Source organism: Enterobacter sp. R-25, assembly GCF_049913205.1.
In the GTDB taxonomy this organism is placed as follows: Bacteria; Pseudomonadota; Gammaproteobacteria; order Enterobacterales; family Enterobacteriaceae; genus Enterobacter; species Enterobacter ludwigii.
The window spans coordinates 476838-500110 of sequence record NZ_CP183982.1 but is presented as its reverse complement, the minus strand read 5'-3'; the positions used below and the strand labels follow the sequence as shown (position 1 = coordinate 500110).

Sequence of the window (23273 nt, the reverse complement as noted above, 5' to 3'; positions counted from 1 at the left end):
ACATTAAATTCTACAAAATAATAACAACTCCAAATAATGCCAACGGATCCTGCTTAGCTATTCACCCGCAAATATAATCAAATTAATCATTATCTGATACGAATCATGCAAATGAAAACAAACTCCTTAATAGCCATTTTCACGTGAGCGACGTCACAATATTCATTATTTAAGCGCCTACTATAAATCTCGAAATCAATTGAGCTTAGCCGCCATGTAAATAAAGACATCACATGGCGCATGCCCTTTTTATTCTGAAAAACAGTTAAAGGAATAATTATGGAAAAGCATTACGTCGGTTCTGAAATTGGTCAATTGCGTAGCGTTATGCTGCACCGCCCAAATTTAAGTCTGAAACGTTTAACGCCATCGAACTGCCAGGAGCTGCTATTCGATGATGTGCTCTCGGTTGAGCGGGCGGGTGAAGAGCATGACATCTTCGCTAACACCCTGCGCGAACAGGGTGTGGAAGTCCTGCTGTTGACCGACCTTCTCACGCAAACGCTTGATATTGCGGAGGCCAAAACCTGGCTGCTGGAGACGCAAATCTCTGACTATCGCCTCGGGCCAACCTTTGCCGGCGACGTGCGCGGCTGGCTGGCAGATATGCCACACCGTGAACTGGCACGCAGATTAAGCGGCGGATTAACCTACGGTGAAATTCCGGCGGCCTTTAAAAATATGGTGGTGGATACCCACACGGCAAATGATTTTATTATGAAGCCACTGCCTAACCATTTATTTACCCGCGATACCTCGTGCTGGATTTATAACGGCGTGTCAATTAACCCGATGGCCAAAGCGGCCCGCCAGCGTGAAACCAATAATCTCCGGGCCATATATCGCTGGCACCCTGCATTTGCCGATGGCGATTTTATTAAGTATTTCGGCGATGAAAACATTAATTATGACCACGCCACGTTAGAGGGCGGCGACGTATTAGTCATTGGCCGCGGCGCAGTGTTAATCGGCATGTCTGAACGTACCACGCCGCAGGGCGTTGAGTTCCTCGCCAATAGCCTGTTCAAACACCGCCAGGCCGAGCGCGTCATCGCTGTGGAACTGCCAAAACACCGCTCCTGCATGCACCTCGATACCGTCATGACCCACATCGACGTGGACACCTTCTCCGTCTACCCGGAAGTGGTGCGCAAAGACGCTCAGTGCTGGACGCTCACTCCGGACGGCCGCGGTGGCCTGCTGCGCACCCAGGAAACGGATCTGCTGCACGCCATTGAAAAAGCACTCGGCATTAATCAGGTACGCCTGATCACCACCGGCGGCGACGCCTTTGAAGCCGAACGCGAACAGTGGAATGACGCGAATAACGTGCTGACCATCCGCCCGGGCGTGGTGATTGGCTACGAGCGTAACGTCTGGACCAACGAGAAATATGACAAAGCGGGTATCACCGTGCTGCCTATCCCGGGTGACGAACTGGGACGCGGCCGCGGCGGCGCGCGCTGCATGAGCTGCCCACTGGAACGCGACGGAATTTAAAGGAGCCATCATGGAACGAAAACCCACTCTGGTTGTGGCGCTCGGCGGTAACGCATTGCTGAAACGCGGCGAGCCGCTGGAAGCGGAGATCCAGCGCCAGAACATCGAGCTAGCGGCCCGCACCATCGCCGGGCTGACGGAACAGTGGCGCGTGGTACTGGTTCACGGCAACGGGCCGCAGGTTGGGCTGCTGGCGCTGCAAAACAGCGCGTACGACAAAGTCACGCCCTACCCGCTGGACATCCTCGGCGCCGAAAGTCAGGGAATGATTGGCTACATGCTCCAGCAGGCGCTGAAAAACAATCTGCCCCAGCGTGAGGTGAGCGTCCTGCTCACCCAGGTGGAAGTGGACGCCGCCGATCCGGCATTTACTAACCCGACCAAATACATCGGCCCGGTCTACAGCGAAGCCCAGGCAAACACGCTGCAGGCGGAGAAAGGCTGGGTGTTCAAGGCCGACGGCAGCTATTTCCGCCGGGTGGTTCCCTCTCCACAGCCGAAACGCATCGTTGAGAGCGACGCCATCACGGCACTGATACAGCGCGATCACCTGGTGATCTGCAACGGCGGCGGCGGCGTGCCGGTGGTGGAAAACGCCAATGGGTATCACGGCATTGAAGCGGTGATCGACAAAGACCTCTCTGCCGCCCTGCTGGCGCGCCAGATTGAAGCCGATGCCCTGCTGATCCTGACCGATGCCGACGCGGTGTACCTCGACTGGGGCAAACCAACCCAGCGTCCGCTGGCACAGGTCACGCCGGAACTGCTCAGGGGCATGCAGTTTGACGCCGGTTCGATGGGGCCGAAAGTGGCCGCCTGCCGCGAGTTTGTCGAGGCCTGCAACGGCATCGCCGGGATCGGTGCGCTGGCCGACGGGGCAGACATTCTGGCGGGCGAGAAAGGCACGTTGATTCGCCACTGAACCGTATTTTCCCCTCACCTTCCCTCTCTCCCTGTGGGCGAGGGTCGGGGTGAGGGCACCAGACAACACCATTTTAAAAGGGACGACCCAATGACCATCAATCTGAAAAACCGTAATTTTCTCAAACTGCTGGACTACACCCCGGCAGAAATCCAGTACCTGATCGACCTGGCCATCGAACTCAAAGCCGCCAAAAAAGCCGGACGTGAAAAACAAACCCTGGTCGGGAAAAACATCGCCCTGATTTTTGAAAAAACGTCCACGCGCACCCGCTGCGCCTTTGAAGTCGGTGCCTTTGACCAGGGCGCACAGGTGACCTACCTCGGCCCAAGCGGCTCGCAGATTGGCCACAAGGAGTCGATGAAAGACACCGCCCGCGTGCTGGGGCGGATGTACGACGGCATCGAGTATCGCGGCTACGGCCAGGCCATCGTGGAAGAGCTGGGCCAGTACGCGGGCGTGCCGGTGTGGAACGGCCTGACCGACGAGTTTCACCCCACGCAGATCCTCGCCGACCTGATGACCATGCTGGAGCATGCTCCGGGCAAAACCCTGCCGGACCTGAGCTTTGCCTACCTTGGCGACGCGCGGAACAACATGGGCAACTCCCTCATGGTCGGTGCCGCCAAAATGGGGATGGATATCCGCCTCGTCGCACCGAAATCGTTCTGGCCGGAAGCCGGGCTGGTTGAGCAGTGCCGCGCCATCGCCAAAGAGACCGGCGCACGCATCACGCTCACCGACGACGTGGAGGAAGGCGTACACGGTGCCGATTTCCTCTACACCGACGTGTGGGTCTCGATGGGCGAGCCGAAAGAGGCCTGGGCCGAGCGCGTCAGCCTGATGAAGCCTTACCAGATTAACGCCCAGGTGATGAAAGCCACCGGCAACCCGAACGTCAAGTTCATGCACTGCCTGCCGGCGTTCCACAACGAACACACCAAAGTCGGCCGTGAAATCGAGATGGCCTACGGTCTGAAAGGGCTGGAGGTGACGGAAGAGGTCTTCGAATCACCGAACTCAATCGTCTTTGACGAAGCAGAGAACCGCATGCACACCATTAAAGCGGTCATGGTGGCGACACTCGGCGACTAATCACCGCCCGGCGCGCCACGTGGTGCGCCGGGTACAGGAGAACATCATGGGCAAGTTCAAGTTTCCCTCCGCTTACACCATTCTCTTTTTTCTGATTGCCGTTGTGGCGGCACTGAGCTGGGTCGTGCCTGCCGGTCAGTATCAGATGGCAATGAATGAAACCCTCGGTAAAGAAGTGCCGATTGCCGGAACGTACGCGCACGTGGCGGCGCATCCGCAGGGGCTGGTTTCCGTACTGATGGCCCCCATTGCCGGGCTGTACGATCCCGTTTCCGGCCAGGCCGGGGCGATCGACGTCGCGCTGTTTATCCTGATCATCGGGGGATTTCTCGGGATCGTCACCAAAACCGGGGCGATCGACGCCGGGATCGAACGCGTAACCACCCGCCTTCGCGGACGTGAAGAGTGGATGATCCCGATCCTGATGGCGCTGTTCGCGGCTGGCGGCACCATTTACGGCATGGCCGAAGAGTCCCTGCCCTTTTATACCCTGCTGGTCCCGGTGATGCTGGCCGCCCGTTTCGATCCGGTTGTCGCCGCATCCACCGTGCTGCTCGGGGCGGGGATCGGCACGCTCGGCTCCACCATCAACCCGTTTGCCACGGTGATCGCCGCTAACGCCGCCGGGATCCCGTTCACCAACGGTATCGCCCTGCGCGTGGCGCTGCTGGTGATCGGCTGGATCATTTGCGTGGCATGGGTGATGCGCTATGCCCGTAAAGTGCGGCTGAATCCGTCATGCTCCATCGTCGCAGACAAGCAGGAAGAGAACCTCGCCCACTTCCTCGGCAATAAAGGCGAGCAGTCGCTGGAATTTACCCCGGTGCGCAAAATCATTCTGCTGATCTTCGCCCTCGCCTTCGCGGTGATGATCTACGGCGTAGCGGTGCTGGGCTGGTGGATGGCGGAGATCTCGGCGGTATTTTTGGCCAGCGCCATTATCGTCGGGCTGATTGCCCGCATGAGCGAAGAGGAGCTGACCTCGACGTTTATCAACGGCGCGCGAGATTTGCTGGGCGTCGCGCTGATTATCGGCATTGCGCGCGGTATCGTAGTCATTATGGATAAGGGCATGATTACCCACACCATTTTGCACAGCGCGGAAGGGCTGGTCAGCGGGTTGTCCACGGTGGCGTTTATCAACGTGATGTACTGGCTTGAGGTCGTGCTGTCGTTTCTTGTGCCTTCTTCGTCCGGCCTGGCCGTTCTGACGATGCCGATCATGGCACCCCTTGCTGATTTCGCTAACGTCAACCGCGACCTGGTGGTTACGGCTTACCAGTCGGCCTCCGGCATCGTTAACCTGGTCACGCCGACCTCAGCGGTTGTGATGGGCGGTCTGGCGATTGCCCGTGTGCCTTACGTGCGTTACCTGAAATGGGTTGCGCCGCTGCTGGCGATCCTGACGGTGGTGATTATGGTGGCGTTAAGCCTGGGTGCCTTGTTGTAATTTGCCGGCTGGCACTGCGCCTGTCCGGCCTACGGACCGGTGCGGTGCCATCGGTTATGTCGGGAACTGATATGGGAAATATGATGGATTACGAAGACTGCTCTCCCAGAGAACAACTGCAGCTAACGGTGTGCCAGCAGCTGATCGCCGAAAAGAGTTATCTCTCCCAGGAAGAAATCCGCCGCGATTTGCAGGAGAGAGGGTTTGACAGCATCAGCCAGTCGACCGTTTCGCGTCTGCTGAAATTGCTCGGTGTCATAAAAATTCGAAATGCCAAAGGGCTAAAGATTTATTCGTTGAATCCTCAGTTGCGCCCTGCCCCCGATGCCGCGCGTACCGTTTCCGAAATGGTGGTGAGCGTGGAGCATAATAGCGAATTTATCCTTGTTCATACCGTGGCCGGATATGGCCGTGCGGTGGCGCGAATTCTGGATTATCACCAGTTACCGGAAATTTTAGGTGTGGTTGCCGGAAGCAGTATCGTCTGGGTCGCTCCCCGAGTGGTGAAGCGTACTGCGCTGGTGCATAAACAAATTAATTATTTACTCAGAACGAATTAATATTCATAAAGAACCGTTTGCATTGAGTAAAGTGTGCATTAAACCCCTTGATCCGAAAATCGAGCTGCGTATAATGCCCGACAATTTGCCGGGAGGAAGCATGGTCAAGCGTGTACGACATAACGTCTTACCGCGTCTGAAATCAGACGCTGGCCTGCCGTTTTTCTTCCCGTTGCACAATCTATTCCCAGAGCCCCTCATTTGAGGGGCTTTTTTTTGCCCGGCGTCAGGAGATAAACATGAATCCGCTTTATCAAAAACACATCATTTCCATAAACGACCTCAGCCGCGAAGAGCTGGAACTGGTTCTGGAAACCGCGGCAAAACTGAAGGCAAATCCGCAACCGGAACTGCTGAAGCACAAGGTGATTGCGAGCTGCTTCTTCGAAGCGTCGACCCGCACCCGCCTCTCCTTCGAAACCTCCATGCACCGTCTCGGCGCGAGCGTGGTAGGGTTTTCAGACAGCAGCAACACCTCGCTGGGTAAAAAAGGCGAAACGCTGGCGGATACCATTTCAGTTATCAGTACTTACGTTGACGCGATTGTGATGCGCCACCCGCAGGAAGGCGCGGCGCGTCTGGCGACCGAATTTTCTGGCGGTATTCCGGTGCTGAACGCCGGAGACGGGGCCAACCAGCATCCGACACAGACCCTGCTGGATCTGTTCACCATTCAGGAAACGCAGGGCCGTCTGGAAAACCTGAACATCGCCATGGTGGGTGACCTGAAATATGGCCGCACCGTTCACTCGCTGACCCAGGCGCTGGCGAAATTTAATGGCAACCACTTCTTCTTCATCGCGCCGGACGCGCTGGCGATGCCGCAGTACATCCTCGACATGCTGGACGAAAAAGGGATCCCGTGGAGTCTGCATGCCAGCATCGAAGAGGTGATGGGCAACGTCGATATTCTGTATATGACCCGCGTGCAAAAAGAGCGTCTGGATCCGTCTGAATACGCCAACGTGAAAGCACAGTTTGTGCTGCGCGCCAGCGACCTCGACGGCGCACGCGAGAATATGAAGGTGCTGCACCCGCTGCCACGTATCGATGAGATCACCACCGATGTGGATAAAACGCCGCACGCCTGGTACTTCCAGCAGGCCGGAAACGGCATCTTCGCCCGCCAGGCGTTACTGGCACTGGTTCTGAATCGCGAATTGGCTCTGTAAGGGGAAACGACAATGACACACGATAACAAACTCCAGGTTGAAGCCATCAAACGTGGCACCGTGATTGACCACATCCCTGCCCAGATCGGCTTTAAGCTGCTGACGCTGTTCAAGCTGACCGAAACCGACCAGCGCATCACCATCGGCCTGAACCTGCCGTCGGGTGAAATGGGCCGCAAAGACCTGATCAAGATTGAAAACACCTTCCTGACCGACGAGCAGGTTAACCAGCTCTCTCTGTACGCGCCGGATGCCACCGTGAACCGCATCGACGAGTACGAAGTGGTCGGTAAATCCCGTCCTAATCTGCCGGATCGCATTGAAAATGTGCTGGTCTGCCCGAACAGCAACTGCATCAGTCATGCTGAGCCGGTTTCGTCCAGTTTTGCAGTGAAAAAACGTGCCGATGACATCGCACTCAAATGCAAATACTGCGAAAAAGAGTTTTCTCATTATGTGGTGCTGGCCAACTAATTGAGGTTGGTAAAGGATCCCGGCCTCCCTATAATGGCCGGGAACATTTAATCAGCTGTTATTCTGGAGAAATCATGACCAAAGTACTCGCGACGGAAAATGCACCAGCGGCTATCGGCCCATACGTTCAGGGCGTTGATCTGGGTAGCATGATTATTACCTCTGGCCAGATCCCGGTGAACCCAAAAACGGGTGAAGTGCCAGAAGACGTGGCGGCGCAGGCGCGCCAGTCGCTGGAAAACGTACAGGCTATCGTGGAGTCTGCGGGTCTGAAAGTGGGCGACATCGTGAAAACCACTGTGTTCGTGAAAGATCTGAACGATTTCGCGACCGTTAACGCCACGTACGAAGCGTTCTTCACTGAGCACAACGCCACTTTCCCTGCACGCTCCTGTGTGGAAGTTGCGCGTCTGCCTAAAGACGTGAAAATTGAAATCGAAGCGATCGCCGTACGTCGCTAAGTTTCAGTCAGGGGGCAGCCGAGGCTGCCTTTGCGCCCGGCAGGCAACGCGCTACCGGGCGTTTTGCTACTGATTCCGCGTCGCCCGTAGCAGCGTTTCCAGCGGATACACCGCCGCAATCACCACTTCATCCTGTATTTTCGCCGCGTTATCCAGCTCGCCCTGAATAGAGGCAATCTCGTTGTCATCCAGCGTCCCCTGACGCGCCACCAGATCCGTCAGCCGCAGGCCAATCGAGGCCAGCTTATCCACCTCCTGAATAACCGGTTTAATCGCCTTCAGTGCGTAGCTGTTTTCACTTAATGCCAGCGCATCGCTGGTGTTGCTTTGCCAGCGGTTGAAGACGTGGCGCAGCGCGTCGGCGCTTTCCGTATCTTCCGCGTCGCTGACCAGGCGGTCAGCCCATTTGTTCATCTGGCGCACCGTGGCACTTTCGGCGTTGAGCGCATCAGCAAACCGGTTAAGCGGTTCGAACTGATGGTAATTTCCGGCCTGGAACTTAAGATGCTGACGGGTGTAATACTGCGCCGGCTCGATTGCCTGCGCGAGGATTTGCAGCGGAAGGGTATCGGCGTTATTCGCCAGACGCGTGAACTGCACCTGCTGCTGAGTATGCTGCTGCAGCCCGACCGAGACCGTCGACCAGCTGTCCATCGCCTGCAGGCGGGCGTACATATTGTCGACATCGTTAACGTCCTGCGCGGACCATAACCGCTCCGCCACCGCAAAGGTGCGCGGCCACAGGCGGATATCCAGCACCGGTGCGACCACGTTTTCCGCCCACAGCGCGGCTTCCCCGCCGAGCAGGTTCACCTGATGAGCGGCGTCCGGTACCACCGGCGGGATGCCTTTGGGGATATCGTCCAGGCGCTTGCCGCTAATGGGATAGCGGGCATTGCCCACCAGGAAATAGCCGCTCAGCTTATCGTTGTCCACCGACACCACCGGGCGCGTTTCGCCCATCCAGGTATCGACGGTAAACGTCACCTGATTGTCGTCGCGCCACGCAATATCCTGTACCGCACGACGGGATTTCCCGGCGAAATCAATAAATCCACGCCAGCCGGAATCCCCTTTCACCAGGGTGAAGCTCCCCTCCACCGGCTTGCCTTTCAGACGCGGCATGGTGAATGTCCAGCTTTGAGCGCTGTCGGTGTCGCCAATCACATCCTCGCCGTTTAACCCCTGCGGCACAATTTCATTGCGGTAGTGATAGGCGGTGGACTGGGGCTGATCGAGGTAAAAGCCGGTCGAGAGAATGCCTTTATAGCCATTTTGCGCCACCTGCCCCAGCGCGTCCTGGCCCTGCCAGGACTGGATCACGATGCTTTTTGGCAGATCAGGATGAGCAATTTCATCCCAGCCCACCATCTGCCGGTGGTGTTTTTCGAGGATATTTTCCAGCTTGCGATTGAAATAGGCCTGCAGGGCGTGGCTGTCCGCCAGTGTGTTGTCGCGCATAAACTGCTGAATGGCGGCGTTCGCTTTCCACTGGGTGTCATCCACTTCATCGCCGCCAATGTGCAGATACGGATCGGGGAAGATCGCCGCCAGTTCATTGACCATCGCCTCCGCAAACTGATAGGTCGCCGCTTTTGTCGGATCCAGGACCGGTTTCAGCACGCCCCAGTGGCGTTCCATCACATACGGTCCCGGCGCGCTCATCAGTTCCGGGTAGGCCACGGCAATCGCCGAGGCGTGGCCCGGCATGTCGATCTCCGGCACCACGCGGATGCCGCGCTCGGTAGCATAGCGCACAACGTCGCGCATCTGTTCCGGCGTGTAAAACAGCCCGTCGCTGGCGAGCTGCGTGAGCTTTGGATAGCGTGTCGAGCTGAAGCGCCAGCCCTGATCGTCGGTCAAGTGCCAGTGCAGCACGTTGAGTTTTGCCGCCGCCATACCGTCAATCTGCCGTTTGATATCCGGCAGCGGGATAAAGTGTCGAGCCGAGTCAAGCAGCAGCCCACGCCACGGGAAGCGGGGGGAATCCTCAATAGTGACCCACGGCAGAGAGGTGTTTTCCGCCCCATTTTGTATCAGCTGCAGCAGGGTTTCCATGGCGCGCAGCGCGCCAAAACGGGTGTTGGCGGTGATATCCACGCCACTGGCATCGACCGTGAGCGTATAGCGCTCATCGCTGTCCGGCAGCGGCTGCGGCTTCACTTTTTTGGTAATGGCAATGCGGATAGTGGGCTTGTCCGGTTTAACGACCTGCGGCTGTAGCGTCCAGCCGGTTTGCAGGGCGATGCGCTGGCGCAGACGGTTGACCGCGTCGCCGAGGTCATCTCCGGTAACGCTGACGGAAAGGGTGTTGCTGAGTACCAGTGCGCCCTGCGTCGCGGGACGTTCAACCTTCGCAGGCCAGGGCATCAGGGGAAGGTCGCCTGCCGGAGCGGCAAACGCTGACGCGCCGAGCATCAGCCCGGCGGTTAAGAGACTGTACCGTAACATGAATGTTCCTTATCTGACGGGCCAAATAAAGGCAAAACATTCAGTTAACATGCGCTCATTTTGTCGTCAAGCGAATGCGCTGACGGAGATCACAGGTTGTTGAATTTGGGAGGAAACGTACCCCTCTCCCGTGCCGGGAGAGGGGAGAAATCACTGCCACCCATACCGACGGCTATAGAAGCCTTTGACCATCTGCGTCAGCACCATGTAGCCCGCGAGGATCGCCACCAGCCACGGGAAGTAGCTCAGCGGCAGCGCCTGCAGCTGGAGGTAGCTGGCCAGCGGCGAGAACGGCAGTGCAATACCGAGCGCCATCACGATGCCGGTCATGACAATCAGCGGCCACGCGGCCCGGCTCTGGATGAACGGGATGCGACGCGTACGGATCATATGCACAATCAGCGTTTGCGACAGCAGCCCTACCACGAACCAGCCGGACTGGAACAGCGTCTGGTGTTCCGGCGTGTTGGCATGGAACACAAACCACATCAGGCAGAAGGTCAGAATGTCGAAGATGGAGCTGATCGGGCCAAAGAACAGCATAAAGCGCCCCAGATCGGACGGGTTCCAGCGCTGCGGCTTCTGGATCTGCTCGTCGTCCACGTTATCAAACGGGATGGCGACCTGAGAGACATCGTACATCAGGTTCTGGATCAGCAGGTGCAGCGGCAGCATCGGCAGGAACGGCAGAAACGCACTCGCCACCAGCACGCTGAAAACGTTACCGAAGTTGGAACTGGCGGTCATCTTGATGTACTTCAGCATGTTGGCGAAGGTACGACGTCCCTCGATAACGCCCTCCTCCAGCACCATCAGGCTCTTTTCCAGCAGAATGATATCCGCCGCTTCACGGGCAATGTCCACCGCACCGTCTACAGAGATACCAATATCCGCCGCACGCAGGGCGGGCGCATCGTTAATGCCGTCGCCCATAAAGCCCACCACATGCCCTTCGCGACGCAGCAGGGTGACAATGCGCTCCTTGTGCATGGGTGTCAGCCGGGCGAACAGCGTGGTGCGCTGCGCAAGCGTCGCCAGCGCATCATCGGAGAGGAGCTCAATATCACTTCCCACAACGACGTCACCCGCATCCAGCCCCACTTCATGACACACTTTGGCGGCCACCAGCTCGCTGTCGCCGGTAAGGATTTTCACGGTGATGCCGCTGGCCTTTAACGCTTTCAGCGCAGGCGCGGTGGTCTCTTTCGGCGGATCGAGGAATGCGATATAACCCTCAAGGATCAGATCGGATTCGTCGATACGCTGATAGTCCCCTTCGCGTGCAGGCAAGAATTTGCTCGCCACCGCCACCACGCGCAGCCCCTGACGGTTCAGGTTATCGGTGACGCGCTTGATACGGCGCAGCATGGTTTCATCCAGCGGCACAATGTCGCCGTTATAGCGCACCTGGGTTGAGACATTGAGGATCTCCTGCAATGCGCCTTTGCAGATCAGCTGATGCACGTCCGGATGCTCGCTCACCACCACCGACATGCGGCGGCGCTCGAAGTCGAACGGGATCTCATCCACTTTCTGCCAGCGCCCGGAGAGCGTGCGGGCAGATTCTTCATCCACGCCTTCGAGCACGGCGACGTCGAGCAGGTTTTTCAGCCCGGTCTGGTAGTGGCTGTTCAACCAGGCGCTGTGCAGCACGCGATCGCTGGTTTTACCGGCGATATCGGTGTGGTTCTCCAGCACAATTTTGTCCTGGGTCAGCGTGCCGGTTTTATCGGTGCAGAGAATGTCCATCGCGCCAAAGTTTTGAATGGCATCCAGGTGTTTGACGATCACTTTCTGTTTTGACAGTTTGACCGCCCCGCGCGCCAGCGTGGAGGTAACAATCATCGGCAGCATTTCAGGCGTTAACCCCACGGCGACGGAGAGCGCAAACAGCGCCGCTTCCCACCAGTCGCCCTTGGTATAGCCGTTGATCAGCAGCACAATCGGCGTCATCACCATCATAAAGCGGATCAGCAGCATGCTGACACGGCCAATCCCCTTCTGGAAGGCATTCGGTTCGCTCTCCTGCTCGCTCACGCGCCCGGCCAGCTGTCCAAACCAGGTGTTGCCGCCGGTAGCGATGACCATTGCCTGCGCCGTGCCGCTGACCACCGTAGTGCCCATAAAGCAGAGGGTGTCACACTCGAGCGGGTTCATCTGCTGCGGGTCGCGGGTGCGCGCCACTTTTTCCACCGGCAGAGATTCACCGGTCAGCGAGGCCTGCGCCACGAACAGATCCCGCGCCTGAAGAATACGTAAATCCGCGGGGATCATGTCGCCGGCCGCCAGCTTCACCAGATCGCCCGGCACCAGCTGGTCGATAGGCAGCTCAACCCAGGCGTTCTCCCCGAGATCGTTAATGACGCGCGAGACGGTTGCGGTGTTGCTTACCATCGCTTTCAGGGCGTCTGCCGCGCGGGTAGAGCGGGCCTCCTGAATAAAGTTCAGCAGCGTGGAGATCCCCACCATCAGGGCGATAACCCCGGCGGCAAACAGATCTTCGGTGGCATAGGAGATAATGCCAAGCACGGTCAGCAGCAGGTTGAACGGGTTACGGTAGCAGGTCCACAGATGCACCCACCACGGCGCCGGTTTTTGCGCCGGAATTTGGTTATCGCCATGCACGGCACGGATTTTTTCCACTTCCGCCGCGTTCAGCCCCTCCGGATGCCCGCCAAAGGCACGCCAGACTTCGTTTTCATCCATCGCCGCCACGTTCAGGCAGCGTTGGCTCAGGGAAGCAGGGATCGCTGCAGAGGCCATATTTTTGGCATTTGGCAGCGGGTCGCGCTGAACAAGACGATGTGGCAGGTGGCGGCTCAGCATCGCCTGCAGCTGCCGGGTGATATTTTTAAACATAGTCATTCCCCCGCGCCCGCAAACGCGGACACAGTATTTCCTGCAGGCGTGGCAAGGCCGTACCTGACAGGCACTTAATGTTTTAAGCAGGAACGTGCAGGACGTTGCTGCCTCACATACCGGTGAGACAGCACAAAGGCTGGCTTACCGGAAAGAAAGAACGCTCCCGTTCAGGAGAAGCGTGGGATCGGGATCCATGTCACCTCCGGTAAGTAAAAAAAGTAGGGTGCCGCCGCGCAGTATAAGGATTTAACCGTACCGTTTGCGGCGATTCGGGCGGTATTATACTCCCCCGCAAATAAACCGAACGTAAACCAGACTTTGCCCATAGCGAAAACACGCTATAGCATTAGGCTCTACTGACCACGTTGTCATTGTTACAGGGAATACAGCATGCAGAACCGCCTTACGATAAAAGACATCGCGCGTTTAAGCGGCGTGGGGAAATCCACCGTATCGCGCGTGCTCAACAATGAGAGCGGTGTCAGTGAACGCACCCGCGAGCGCGTCGAGGCGGTAATGAATCAGCACGGTTTTTCCCCTTCCCGCTCTGCGCGCGCCATGCGCGGACAAAGTGACAAAGTGGTTGCCATTATCGTCTCGCGTCTGGATTCCCTGTCCGAGAACCTCGCCGTTCAGACCATGCTGCCCGCCTTTTATGAGCAGGGCTACGACCCAATCATGATGGAGAGCCAGTTCTCCACGCAGCTGGTTGAAGAGCATCTGGGTATGCTCCAGCGGCGCAACATTGACGGCGTGGTGCTGTTCGGTTTTACCGGCATCAAAGAGGAGATGCTGAAGCCCTGGCAGGCGTCGATGGTGATGCTGGCGCGCGATGCCCACGGTTTTGCCTCCGTCTGTTACGACGATGAGGGGGCGATTATTACCCTGATGCAGCGTCTGTACGATAAAGGCCATCGCCATATCAGCTACCTCGGCGTACCGCATGCGGACGTTACCACCGGCAAACGGCGTCACGAGGCCTACCTGACCTTCTGTAAACAGCACAACCTTTCCGCCGTCGCGTCTCTGCCGGGTCTGGGAATGAAACAGGGCTACGAGCAGGTCGCCAGCGTGCTGACCCCGCAGACCACGGCGCTGGTGTGCGCCACGGATACCCTGGCGCTGGGCGCGAGTAAATATCTTCAGGAGCAACGCATAGAAGGACTGCAGATCGCGAGCGTAGGCAGTACGCCGCTGATGAAGTTTCTGCACCCGGAGATTATCACCGTCGATCCGGGCTACGCCGAGTCAGGCAGGCAGGCCGCTGCACAGCTGATCGAGCAAATTAACGGACGTGCTGAGCCGCGTCAGATCGTAATTCCTGCCCACCTTTCATAACCCTCGTTTATCCGTTTATTGTGATCTTCGCCTGATTTCGGGAACGTTCCCATTTTCGCCGTCACGCTGAAGGAGTAGGCTTGCGCTCAGGTCATTACCCCCCTCACCATCGGTCATGAGGTTTCATGATGAGTAAAGTCAAACAAGAAGATATCGACCAGTTGATTGTCCTGGTAGGCGGCCGTGAAAACATCGCGACCGTCAGCCATTGCATTACCCGCCTGCGCTTCGTGCTGAACGATCCGGCCAAAGCCGATCCGAAAGCCATTGAAGCGCTTTCCATGGTTAAAGGCTGCTTCACCAACGCCGGTCAGTTCCAGGTCGTCATCGGTACCGAAGTGGGCGATTACTATCAGGCTCTGCTGGCGACAACCGGGCACAGTTCAGCCGACAAAGAGCAAGCCAAGAAAGCTGCACGCCAGAATATGAAATGGCACGAGCAGTTAATTTCCCACTTCGCGGAGATTTTCTTCCCGCTGCTCCCGGCACTGATCAGCGGCGGTCTGATTCTGGGCTTCCGCAACGTTATCGGTGACGTGCCGATGAGCGACGGCAAAACCCTGGCGCAGATGTACCCGGCGCTGAAAACCGTTTACGACTTCCTGTGGCTGATTGGCGAAGCGATCTTCTTCTATCTGCCGGTCGGGATTTGCTGGTCAGCGGTGCGCAAAATGGGCGGCACGCCGATTCTGGGTATCGTGCTGGGCGTCACGCTGGTCTCTCCGCAGTTAATGAACGCTTACTTACTTGGTCAGCAGGTGCCTGAGGTGTGGAACTTCGGTCTGTTCACCATCGCGAAAGTGGGCTATCAGGCGCAGGTGATCCCAGCCTTGCTGGCCGGTCTGACGCTGGGCTTTATTGAAACGCGCCTGAAACGCATCGTACCGGATTACCTCTATCTGGTGGTGGTGCCGGTCTGCTCCCTTATTCTGGCCGTCTTCCTCGCCCATGCGTTTATCGGTCCGTTTGGCCGCATGATTGGCGACGGCGTTGCCTTCGCGGTACGTCACCTGATGACCGGCAGCTTCGCGCCGATTGGTGCCATGCTGTTTGGCTTCCTGTACGCCCCACTGGTGATCACCGGCGTGCACCAGACCACGCTGGCGATTGATATGCAGATGATTCAGAGCCTGGGCGGTACGCCTGTCTGGCCTATCATTGCGCTGTCTAACATTGCGCAGGCCTCGGCGGTCACGGGCATTATCCTGGTCAGCCGCAAGCATAACGAGCGTGAGATTTCTGTTCCGGCCGCCATCTCCGCCTACCTCGGCGTCACCGAACCGGCGATGTACGGTATCAACCTGAAATACCGCTTCCCGATGCTGTGCGCGATGATCGGCTCCGGTCTGGCAGGCCTGGTATGCGGTCTGTACGGTGTGATGGCGAACGGGATCGGTGTCGGCGGTCTGCCTGGTATTCTCTCCATCCAGCCCGCTTTCTGGCAGGTGTTTTCCCTGGCGATGGTCATCGCGATTGTCGTCCCAATGGCTCTCACCACCGTGGTTTACCAGCGTAAGTACCGTCAGGGCGCGCTGCAGATTGTTTAACTTCATCTTTCGGGGCGCAGTTGCGCCCCTTCGCATTTGCAGGAACGCATTATGAATACCCTTCCTCACTGGTGGCAGAACGGCGTTATCTACCAGATCTATCCAAAGAGTTTTCAGGACACGACGGGCAGCGGTACCGGCGATTTACGCGGCGTCACGCAGCGGCTGGACTACCTGCAAACCCTCGGCATCGACGCCATCTGGCTGACGCCGTTTTATATTTCCCCGCAGGTAGATAACGGATACGACGTGGCGAATTACACCGCCATCGACCCGGCCTACGGCACGCTGGATGATTTTGACGAGCTGGTCGCGCAGGCCCATCAACGCGGCATTCGTATCGTGCTGGATATGGTGTTCAATCACACCTCAACGCAGCACGCCTGGTTCCGGGAATCGCTGAATAAAGAGAGCCCGTATCGCCAGTTCTACATCTGGCGCGACGGTACGCCGGAACAACTGCCCAATAACTGGCGCTCCAAATTTGGCGGCAACGCCTGGCGCTGGCACGCCGAGAGCGAGCAGTACTATCTGCACCTGTTCGCCCCCGAGCAGGCGGACCTCAACTGGGAAAACCCGCAGGTGCGCGCTGAGCTGAAAAAGGTATGCGAGTTCTGGGCCGACCGTGGCGTGGACGGTTTACGCCTCGATGTGATTAACCTGATTTCCAAAGACCAGGATTTCCCGGATGACGCCGTGGGCGATGGCCGTCGCTTCTATACCGACGGACCGCGCATTCATGAGTATCTTCAGGAGATGAGCCGCGACGTCTTTACCCCGCGAAACCTGATGACGGTAGGCGAGATGTCGTCGACCTCGCTGGAAAACTGTCAGCAATACGCCTCTCTCGACGGGCGCGAGCTGTCGATGACCTTCAACTTCCACCACCTGAAAGTGGATTACCCCGGCGGCGAAAAGTGGACCCTGGCCAGGCCGGACTTCATGGCGCTGAAAACCCTCTTCCGCCACTGGCAGCAGGGCATGCACAACAAAGCCTGGAACGCGCTGTTCTGGTGTAACCACGATCAGCCGCGCATTGTGTCGCGCTTTGGCGATGAAGGGGAGTACCGTCCCCACGCCGCGAAAATGCTCGGCATGGTGCTGCACGGAATGCAGGGCACCCCGTATATTTACCAGGGCGAAGAGCTGGGTATGACCAACCCGCACTTCAGCCGTATTACCGATTACCGCGACGTTGAAAGCCTTAATATGTTCGCTGAACTGCGGGCCAACGGTCGCGCCCCAGAAGAATTGCTGGCTATTCTGGCGAGTAAATCCCGCGATAATGGCCGCACGCCAATGCAGTGGGATGCCACACACAGTGCGGGCTTTACCGAGGGTGAGCCGTGGATTGGCGTTTGCGACAACTATGAGACGGTCAATGCCCGTGCGGCGCTGGACGATACTGATTCGGTGTTTTACACCTACCAGACGCTGATTCGCCTGCGTAAAACCCTGCCGGTGCTGACGTGGGGAGATTATGAAGACCTGCTGCCTGACCACCCTTCCCTGTGGTGCTATCGCCGGCGGTCGCAGGGCCAGACGCTGATGGTGGTGGCAAACCTGAGCCGCGAGCGCCAGCAATGGGTTCCCGCGTCAGTACAGGGAGCCTGGCGGGTCGCACTGAGCAACTATGCGGATGCTCCCCCTCAGCCCGACAACCTGCTGTTGCGCCCGTTTGAAGCCATCTGGTGGATACAGGAATAACCCTCAAGAGATACAGCCTGCTGTATCTCTTTTTTTATGTTTAGCGATACGCTAAATGTACGACGATAACTTTTACTTCACGGTGTGCCAAAATAAGAATAGTCCTGCCATTTAAATAACCTCGGCAGGACATTATGAAAAAGACAATTATTAAAGCAACATGTATTAGCGCATTATTATTAAGTACCCAGGGATGGTGCGGAAATACCTCCGTCGATCTTCGCTTTGGTCATAATACGCGCTCAGACGTAAATGATTCACGTATTAAAGTGATGCATCAGGCTGATAACGGTTTTTACTTCTCCGTCGAAGCGGCGCAAAACCATAACGATACGTTCTTTGGTGATACCGACCGATATAATCCGGACGAAAAAGGGTTAACGGAGGCAGCACAGGAAATCGAAACGCGCTGGCGTTTTGATCTGGGAAATGGGTTCGCCATCGCGCCAGGGATGGTGACCGTCTTTACCGCCAGCAATACGCATTACCGCCCCTTCATCCAGGGCTGGAAAGCGTTCGATAACGGCCTGAACCTGTCTGCCCGCTACCGCTATAACACCGTTAACGATGCGCACAGCGACAAACGCCTGGACGGCAGCGGCTACACCCGCCGCGAATCACACCAGTTCGACCTGTGGTTCGCGTACAACATCGGGAAATTCGGCATGTCCTATAACCCGCGCTTCCGCTGGCAGGATAATGTCGATCAGGGAACCGGGGATGATACCTACTGGGAGCACACCGTAGCGTTCAACTACAAGCTCGACGACGGCTGGACGCCTTACGTCGAACTGGTGTCGCTGGATAAAACCTACCTCACTCAGGATGGCAATCATGAAAATGATTACGCCATTCGTCTGGGTATCGTGAAACAGCTCTGACAGCCTGCCTACTCCGTATCGTGCTGCAGAAGCCTGCAGCCGATACGATCGACGGCGCTTAACAGGTCCAGCTGCCCCTCTCGCTGGTATAACGAGACGGCATTCATATCAATCGACAACGGCCAGCACAGAGTCGAAAGCCCGGCCAGCGTCGAACCCTGACGGGTAATCGCAATAATCTTTAGCCCTTTACGCAGCGCGTTACGCGCCATTTCAATCAGCGACTGCGTCTCCCCGGATTTACTGATCAACACCAGCGTGCCCTTCGATACCCGGGTCAACTGGTGCATATCATTCAGAATCAGGTGTGGCAGGCTCGCCAGTGACAAAAAACGCGACAGGTAGTTGAGGCTGGTGAGAGATGCCCCGCGTGCATATAAATAGATATGGCTGGAATGGGTCAGTAACCGGGACACGTCCACCACGATATCGTCTGCCTGTGGCTCCATCGCAGGCTCGGCAGGGACAGACGTAAAATGGTCGCGTAAAAACCGATAGCGAAGCTCGGTATAACTTTTATAGCCCATTTTCTTACAGACACGATTAACCGAGGTGGTTGTCGTAAAAGTATCACGCGCAATCTCTTTTGCCGATATATCAGAAATATTGCGTGCGTGGTGCTGAATGTATTCAAATATCAACCGTTCACTTCCCTGAAATGAATTCATTTATTACGTCCTGTTAAAACCTAACAGGATATTAGCAGAATAGCGAAATAGTGTCTGGAAGGCGCTTCACATATTGCCACATAGCGTATGACGATACGTAATTAGTATTAGCAAACCTTAAACACTGTTTTAAGTTCTCTTTATACTTTCGCTATTTTCACACCCAGGGAATTATTACAATGATGAATCAAAAAATTATCGCTGTAACGGCTTGTCCTACAGGGATCGCGCACACGTTTATGGCGGCAAGTAAAATTATTGCATGGGCAAAAGAGCATAATATTGAGGTCAAGGTCGAAACGCAGGGCAGCGACGGCGTAAAAAACAGATTAACGAAACAGGATATTGCCTCCGCCACGGCCATTATTCTTGCAACCGACGTTCCCATTCAGGATGCAGAACGTTTTGAACACGTTCCTCACCTTCAGACCCGCACGCAGGAGCTGATTAAAAATACCGACCGCTACCTGCGTCAGGCGCTGGCCATGCAGAAAAACGTCACCACTGTGGCGGACGAAGACGCCATTCAGCGTTCGGCTTACCAGATTTTTATCGGCCATATCATGGCGGCCATCAGCTATATGTTACCGGTCGTGGTGATGGGCGGCCTGATGATGGCGACGGCCAAAATTACCGGGCAGTTTATTAACATTGAGCATTCGCCGTTCAGCGTGCTGGATAAAATGGGCTTTATGACCATCAAGTTCATGTACCCGGTCTTTGCGATGTATCTGGCCTTTTCCATTGCCGGTAAACCGGCGCTGATCCCCGGACTGATCGGCGGCATCATGTCAGATGAGGTCTACAAACGCTTCTTTGATATTGAAGGCTTTATGCCCTCCGGCTTTTTCGGCGCAATTGGCATCGGCTTTTTTGTCGGCTATCTGGTGCGCTGGCTGAATGATGCAATTCACGTCCGACAGCAGCTTACCACCCTTAAAACCATGCTGGTCGTTCCGCTGATCACCGGTATTACGCTGGTGATGGTAATGGAATATCTGATCAACCCGATTTTTGGTTCGCTTAACCAGCTGATGGTGGTCTTTTTTACCTCGGCGGGTGATACCGGACGCGGCTTCTATTCGGCCATGATCGCCGCGGGTACCGCGTTCGATCTCGGCGGCCCGGTCAACAAGGCGGCAGGATCGGTCGCGCTCGGCCTGAACGGCATGAGCGAGACATTTGATTTAACCGCCCGCGAGCTCTCCATTGTGATTCCTTCTATTGGGGTAGGCCTCGCCGCGTTCCTCAATGGGCGTTTTGGCCTGCCGGATGTGTTCAGCCGTGAAGAGAAAACCGTTGGCAGCACTTCGTTATTGCTGGGCTTTATCGGTATTTCAGAAGGCGCTATCCCGTTCATTCTGAAAAACCCACGCCTGATCCCCGTATTCATGACAGGAGCCGTCGCAGGTGCGCTGGTGGCGATTGCCCTCGACGTGAAGCAGACGTTGCCCCTGCCGGCTATCTGGGGCTGGCCGCTGGCGACCAATGTGGTCGGGTACCTGGCAAGCGTCTTTATTGGCGCACTGATTTGCGCCCTGGGCGTGCTTTATCTCAGCCCAAAGAGCGCCAGATAAGGAGAGCGCAATGAGCCAGATCCACGTCATAGCCCACACCCACTGGGATCAGGAGTGGTATTTCACCCGCCAGGACAGCATGGTGCTGGCGTCATACAACTTTGCGGAGGTCATCGAGACGCTGGAGCAGGATCCGGCCTGGCAGTGCTATCACCTTGACGGGCAGATGGCGGTGGTGGATGACTTTCTCGCCATCAATCCCGATTACCGGCCCCGGCTGGAAAAACTGGTCAGGGAGAAAAGCGTGTTTGTCGGGCCGTGGTTCACCCAGACGGATACCTACAACGTTCACGGCGAATCGATTATCCGCAATCTCAAATACGGCATTTTCGCCGCTCGGGCGCTGGGGCATGCCATGCAGGTCGGTTATCTGCCGGATACCTTTGGGCATAACGCGCAGATGCCCACGATTTTGCAGGGCTGCAATATCGATAATATCGTTTTCTGGCGCGGTATCGACCACGACACTCAGGCCAAAAACAGCCAGTTTCTCTGGCGCGCGCCCTCAGGTGCAACCATCATCGCCTGTGCAATGGCGCTGGGGTATGGTGCGGCCAAGAACATGCGCGCGGAGGCCAGCCATCTGCACGGCAAGATCTACCCGATGGTGGATCTGCTGCGTTCACGGTCGCAGATTGACGACCTGCTCCTGCCCTGCGGCGGCGATCAGGTCAGCATCGACCCGGCGCTGCCGCATATCCTGCAGGCTGCCAGCGCGCACTCTCCCACGCAGGACCGTTACGTCCTCAGCTCGCTGGAGCAGTACGTCGCTCTGCTGCGCACAAAACGGGAACAACTGGCGTTATGGGAAGGTGAGCTGAAATCGCCGCGCTACACCCGCATTCACAAAACGATCGGGTCTGTGCGTTACGATATCAAAAAGAAAAATGCCGACATTGAGCAGTTCATCCTGCGACAGCTGGAGCCCACCATCGCCATGGCGCGTCATCAGGGCATTCCGGTCACGCTCCCGATTGTGGACACCCTCTGGAAGAAGCTTCTGCGAAGCCATGCCCACGACTCCATGGGCGGCTGCAACAGCGATGCCACTAACCGCGACATTCTTCATCGGCTCGAGCAGACAGAGCAGCTTTGTCACAGCCTGTGGAATCTGGTGGTGAAGTCACTGGCCGCCGCATGCTGTCAGGAGGGTGACCTGCTCATTTTCAACCCGCTGGCCACCCCGACCCGCTGCGTGATCCACACCACCCTGTACAGTCGGGCCGACAATATCACCCTGACGTATCAGGGCCAGCCGCTGCCCTTCGACGTTCTGGAACGCGAGACGTTACCTGGAGGAACGGCCATCTCCCTCACCTGTGAGGGTGAACGCGAAACACACCTTCCGCCTTATTTCCGCTGGCATGTTGTTCTGCAGACGCCTCTCCTGCCGCCGGTGGGCTATATCACCGTCAACGTAAAAGACACGCCGGCTCCGTTTGCCAGGATCTGCGCCGCGAAAGGAGAGGCGATAGAGAATACGGTTTATCGACTGACGCTGGAGGCCAGTACGCTGGTGCTTGAAGACAAGCGCAACGCCAGGCGCATCACGTCGTTATTCAGTCTTGAAGACTGCGCGGATGCCGGAGACAGCTATGATTTCTCGCCGCTCGCGGGCGATGAACCGACGCGCTGCGCGCATTTCACGCTGATCGACTGCAGCAAAACCCCTCTTTGCCAAACGATGGTGCTTGAGGCGGTCATGTCGCTGCCGCCGGATCTCGCTGGACGCCGGGAAAATACCCGCACCCCGTTATCAATGCGCATAGTGTGCGAATTACGTCACGACGATCCGAACCTGCATGTTGATAGCTCGCTGGTAAACAGCCACTGCGATCACCGGCTGCGTTTACTGATCAACAGCGATATTTGCACCCGTCACTCCCTCGCCTCGCAGCCGTTCTCAATAATCGCGCGTAAAACGGGGTACGACGATACTCACTGGCAGGAGCGCTATCGCGAGAAGCCCGTGGATATTGAAACCAGCGAGGGCATTATCGCTATCGCGCAAGCGGGCAAAGCGCTGGTCGTGAATAGCCGCGGCATGAAAGAGTTTCAGGTTATTGGACGCGATCCGGCAGTCATTGCCCTGACCTTATTCAAATCAACCGGCGTACTGGGGCGCAGCGATCTTGACTGGCGACCCGGCCGGGCGTCTGGCATTAACAATACGGTGGTCGACACGCCCGATGCGCAGCTGCTCAAACCGCTGCACTTTTCCTTCACCGTGGCGCTGGCCGATAACGCAGACCATCTGACGCTGCGCCAGCTGGAGAATCAGGCGACGGGTCACCCCTTCACCTATCAACGGCAAACGCTGCATACCCTCGATAACCGGCTTGAGCGTTTTTCGCTGCGCCTGCCCGAACGCACGCTGCCGGCAGAATTTTCGTTATTCGCCTTACCGGAACCGCTCGTTCTTTCAGCCCTGCCTCATGCGCAACGATCGCCTGGCACGATCGCCCGCGTGTTCAACGCCGGGACGCAGCCTGTCCCTGTTCCGGCTGGCCTGGCAGAGCGTCCCCAGCTCAATTATCTGGAAGAACACGTGCCATCGGTGACGACGATCCCTCCTTCTGCGACCTGTGATTTTTTGATTGAGGCTTAA

At 56.9% G+C, this 23273-nt stretch carries 18 protein-coding genes and 1 pseudogene; 15 read left to right on the top strand and 4 right to left on the bottom strand.

Annotated features, from left to right (window positions below; translation table 11 throughout):
• Nucleotides 1-279: 279 nt before the first annotated feature.
• From arcA to ACN9MQ_RS02355, 5 genes are all read left to right on the top strand, one after another.
• Complete coding sequence (gene arcA, locus ACN9MQ_RS02375) at nucleotides 280-1500, top strand: arginine deiminase (protein ID WP_020885388.1); 1221 nt, start codon at nucleotides 280-282, stop codon at nucleotides 1498-1500.
• Between the two features lie 10 nt (nucleotides 1501-1510).
• Complete coding sequence (gene arcC, locus ACN9MQ_RS02370) at nucleotides 1511-2422, top strand: carbamate kinase (protein WP_040018496.1); 912 nt, start codon at nucleotides 1511-1513, stop codon at nucleotides 2420-2422.
• 90 nt (nucleotides 2423-2512) lie between these two features.
• Nucleotides 2513-3517 carry an ornithine carbamoyltransferase gene (gene argF / locus ACN9MQ_RS02365; RefSeq protein ID WP_047356909.1) on the top strand — a complete coding sequence of 335 codons (1005 nt, stop codon included), beginning with the start codon at nucleotides 2513-2515 and terminating at the stop codon, nucleotides 3515-3517.
• A 46-nt stretch (nucleotides 3518-3563) separates the two neighbouring features.
• Nucleotides 3564-4967 carry a YfcC family protein gene (locus ACN9MQ_RS02360; RefSeq protein ID WP_426021245.1) on the top strand — a complete coding sequence of 468 codons (1404 nt, stop codon included), beginning with the start codon at nucleotides 3564-3566 and terminating at the stop codon, nucleotides 4965-4967.
• Between the two features lie 80 nt (nucleotides 4968-5047).
• On the top strand, nucleotides 5048-5527 hold the full coding sequence (locus tag ACN9MQ_RS02355) for an arginine repressor (RefSeq protein ID WP_025205741.1): 480 nt from the start codon (nucleotides 5048-5050) through the stop codon (nucleotides 5525-5527).
• Between the two features lie 3 nt (nucleotides 5528-5530).
• Here ACN9MQ_RS02355 and ACN9MQ_RS02350 read toward each other — a convergent pair.
• Nucleotides 5531-5648, bottom strand: a pseudogene (locus ACN9MQ_RS02350) (hypothetical protein).
• Between ACN9MQ_RS02350 and ACN9MQ_RS02345 the strand changes: the two are divergent.
• From ACN9MQ_RS02345 to ridA, 4 genes are all read left to right on the top strand, one after another.
• Nucleotides 5628-5732, top strand: a complete 105-nt coding sequence (locus ACN9MQ_RS02345) for a pyrBI operon leader peptide (protein ID WP_168769597.1) — start codon at nucleotides 5628-5630, stop codon at nucleotides 5730-5732. The pseudogene ACN9MQ_RS02350 and the gene ACN9MQ_RS02345 overlap by 21 nt on opposite strands.
• A gap of 34 nt (nucleotides 5733-5766) precedes the next feature.
• Nucleotides 5767-6699 (top strand): aspartate carbamoyltransferase, encoded by a 933-nt coding sequence (gene pyrB, locus ACN9MQ_RS02340; RefSeq protein WP_014168402.1) that lies wholly within the window; start codon nucleotides 5767-5769, stop codon nucleotides 6697-6699.
• Nucleotides 6700-6711: 12 nt separating this feature from the next.
• The gene (gene pyrI / locus ACN9MQ_RS02335; RefSeq protein ID WP_025205744.1) at nucleotides 6712-7173 is read left to right on the top strand and encodes an aspartate carbamoyltransferase regulatory subunit; all 462 of its coding nucleotides are present in this window, start codon (nucleotides 6712-6714) and stop codon (nucleotides 7171-7173) included.
• 74 nt (nucleotides 7174-7247) lie between these two features.
• Entirely contained in the window at nucleotides 7248-7634 is a 387-nt protein-coding gene (gene ridA, locus ACN9MQ_RS02330; protein WP_014168399.1) for a 2-iminobutanoate/2-iminopropanoate deaminase, read from the top strand.
• Nucleotides 7635-7700: 66 nt separating this feature from the next.
• Here ridA and ACN9MQ_RS02325 read toward each other — a convergent pair whose 3' ends face one another.
• Both ACN9MQ_RS02325 and mgtA read right to left on the bottom strand, forming a co-directional pair.
• Nucleotides 7701-10085 (bottom strand): beta-N-acetylhexosaminidase, encoded by a 2385-nt coding sequence (locus ACN9MQ_RS02325; protein WP_426021246.1) that lies wholly within the window; start codon nucleotides 10083-10085, stop codon nucleotides 7701-7703.
• Between the two features lie 150 nt (nucleotides 10086-10235).
• Nucleotides 10236-12944, bottom strand: a complete 2709-nt coding sequence (gene mgtA, locus ACN9MQ_RS02320; RefSeq protein ID WP_214580781.1) for a magnesium-translocating P-type ATPase — start codon at nucleotides 12942-12944, stop codon at nucleotides 10236-10238.
• 393 nt (nucleotides 12945-13337) lie between these two features.
• Between mgtA and treR the strand changes: the two genes are divergently transcribed.
• From treR to ACN9MQ_RS02300, 4 genes are all read left to right on the top strand, one after another.
• Nucleotides 13338-14285, top strand: a complete 948-nt coding sequence (treR, locus tag ACN9MQ_RS02315) for a trehalose operon repressor TreR (protein ID WP_014168396.1) — start codon at nucleotides 13338-13340, stop codon at nucleotides 14283-14285.
• Nucleotides 14286-14413: 128 nt separating this feature from the next.
• Entirely contained in the window at nucleotides 14414-15832 is a 1419-nt protein-coding gene (gene treB, locus ACN9MQ_RS02310; RefSeq protein ID WP_025205752.1) for a PTS trehalose transporter subunit IIBC, read from the top strand.
• Between the two features lie 51 nt (nucleotides 15833-15883).
• The gene (gene treC, locus ACN9MQ_RS02305) at nucleotides 15884-17539 is read left to right on the top strand and encodes an alpha,alpha-phosphotrehalase (RefSeq protein ID WP_426021247.1); all 1656 of its coding nucleotides are present in this window, start codon (nucleotides 15884-15886) and stop codon (nucleotides 17537-17539) included.
• A 134-nt stretch (nucleotides 17540-17673) separates the two neighbouring features.
• On the top strand, nucleotides 17674-18420 hold the full coding sequence (locus ACN9MQ_RS02300; protein WP_025205757.1) for an oligogalacturonate-specific porin KdgM family protein: 747 nt from the start codon (nucleotides 17674-17676) through the stop codon (nucleotides 18418-18420).
• A gap of 8 nt (nucleotides 18421-18428) precedes the next feature.
• Here the strand turns inward: ACN9MQ_RS02300 and ACN9MQ_RS02295 are convergent, their stop codons facing one another.
• A complete protein-coding gene (locus ACN9MQ_RS02295; RefSeq protein ID WP_219372634.1) occupies nucleotides 18429-19088 on the bottom strand; it encodes a MurR/RpiR family transcriptional regulator in 660 nt (219 codons plus the stop codon).
• Nucleotides 19089-19267: 179 nt separating this feature from the next.
• On the opposite strand from ACN9MQ_RS02295, the gene ACN9MQ_RS02290 reads away from it, so the two are divergent.
• Both ACN9MQ_RS02290 and ACN9MQ_RS02285 read left to right on the top strand, forming a co-directional pair.
• On the top strand, nucleotides 19268-20665 hold the full coding sequence (locus tag ACN9MQ_RS02290) for a fructose-specific PTS transporter subunit EIIC (RefSeq protein WP_324285161.1): 1398 nt from the start codon (nucleotides 19268-19270) through the stop codon (nucleotides 20663-20665).
• 10 nt (nucleotides 20666-20675) lie between these two features.
• Nucleotides 20676-23273, top strand: coding sequence for an alpha-mannosidase (locus ACN9MQ_RS02285; protein WP_426021248.1), 2598 nt, complete (start codon nucleotides 20676-20678; stop codon nucleotides 23271-23273).

Bases quoted from the DNA above. Each gene is read 5' to 3' on its own strand.
- arcA (WP_020885388.1), top strand. From the start codon at position 280: ATGGAAAAGCATTACGTCGGTTCTGAAATTGGTCAATTGCGTAGCGTT.
- arcC (WP_040018496.1), top strand. From the start codon at position 1,511: ATGGAACGAAAACCCACTCTGGTTGTGGCGCTCGGCGGTAACGCATTG.
- argF (WP_047356909.1), top strand. From the start codon at position 2,513: ATGACCATCAATCTGAAAAACCGTAATTTTCTCAAACTGCTGGACTAC.
- ACN9MQ_RS02360 (WP_426021245.1), top strand. From the start codon at position 3,564: ATGGGCAAGTTCAAGTTTCCCTCCGCTTACACCATTCTCTTTTTTCTG.
- ACN9MQ_RS02355 (WP_025205741.1), top strand. From the start codon at position 5,048: ATGATGGATTACGAAGACTGCTCTCCCAGAGAACAACTGCAGCTAACG.
- ACN9MQ_RS02345 (WP_168769597.1), top strand. From the start codon at position 5,628: ATGGTCAAGCGTGTACGACATAACGTCTTACCGCGTCTGAAATCAGAC.
- pyrB (WP_014168402.1), top strand. From the start codon at position 5,767: ATGAATCCGCTTTATCAAAAACACATCATTTCCATAAACGACCTCAGC.
- pyrI (WP_025205744.1), top strand. From the start codon at position 6,712: ATGACACACGATAACAAACTCCAGGTTGAAGCCATCAAACGTGGCACC.
- ridA (WP_014168399.1), top strand. From the start codon at position 7,248: ATGACCAAAGTACTCGCGACGGAAAATGCACCAGCGGCTATCGGCCCA.
- ACN9MQ_RS02325 (WP_426021246.1), bottom strand. From the start codon at position 10,085: ATGTTACGGTACAGTCTCTTAACCGCCGGGCTGATGCTCGGCGCGTCA.
- mgtA (WP_214580781.1), bottom strand. From the start codon at position 12,944: ATGTTTAAAAATATCACCCGGCAGCTGCAGGCGATGCTGAGCCGCCAC.
- treR (WP_014168396.1), top strand. From the start codon at position 13,338: ATGCAGAACCGCCTTACGATAAAAGACATCGCGCGTTTAAGCGGCGTG.
- treB (WP_025205752.1), top strand. From the start codon at position 14,414: ATGAGTAAAGTCAAACAAGAAGATATCGACCAGTTGATTGTCCTGGTA.
- treC (WP_426021247.1), top strand. From the start codon at position 15,884: ATGAATACCCTTCCTCACTGGTGGCAGAACGGCGTTATCTACCAGATC.
- ACN9MQ_RS02300 (WP_025205757.1), top strand. From the start codon at position 17,674: ATGAAAAAGACAATTATTAAAGCAACATGTATTAGCGCATTATTATTA.
- ACN9MQ_RS02295 (WP_219372634.1), bottom strand. From the start codon at position 19,088: ATGAATTCATTTCAGGGAAGTGAACGGTTGATATTTGAATACATTCAG.
- ACN9MQ_RS02290 (WP_324285161.1), top strand. From the start codon at position 19,268: ATGATGAATCAAAAAATTATCGCTGTAACGGCTTGTCCTACAGGGATC.
- ACN9MQ_RS02285 (WP_426021248.1), top strand. From the start codon at position 20,676: ATGAGCCAGATCCACGTCATAGCCCACACCCACTGGGATCAGGAGTGG.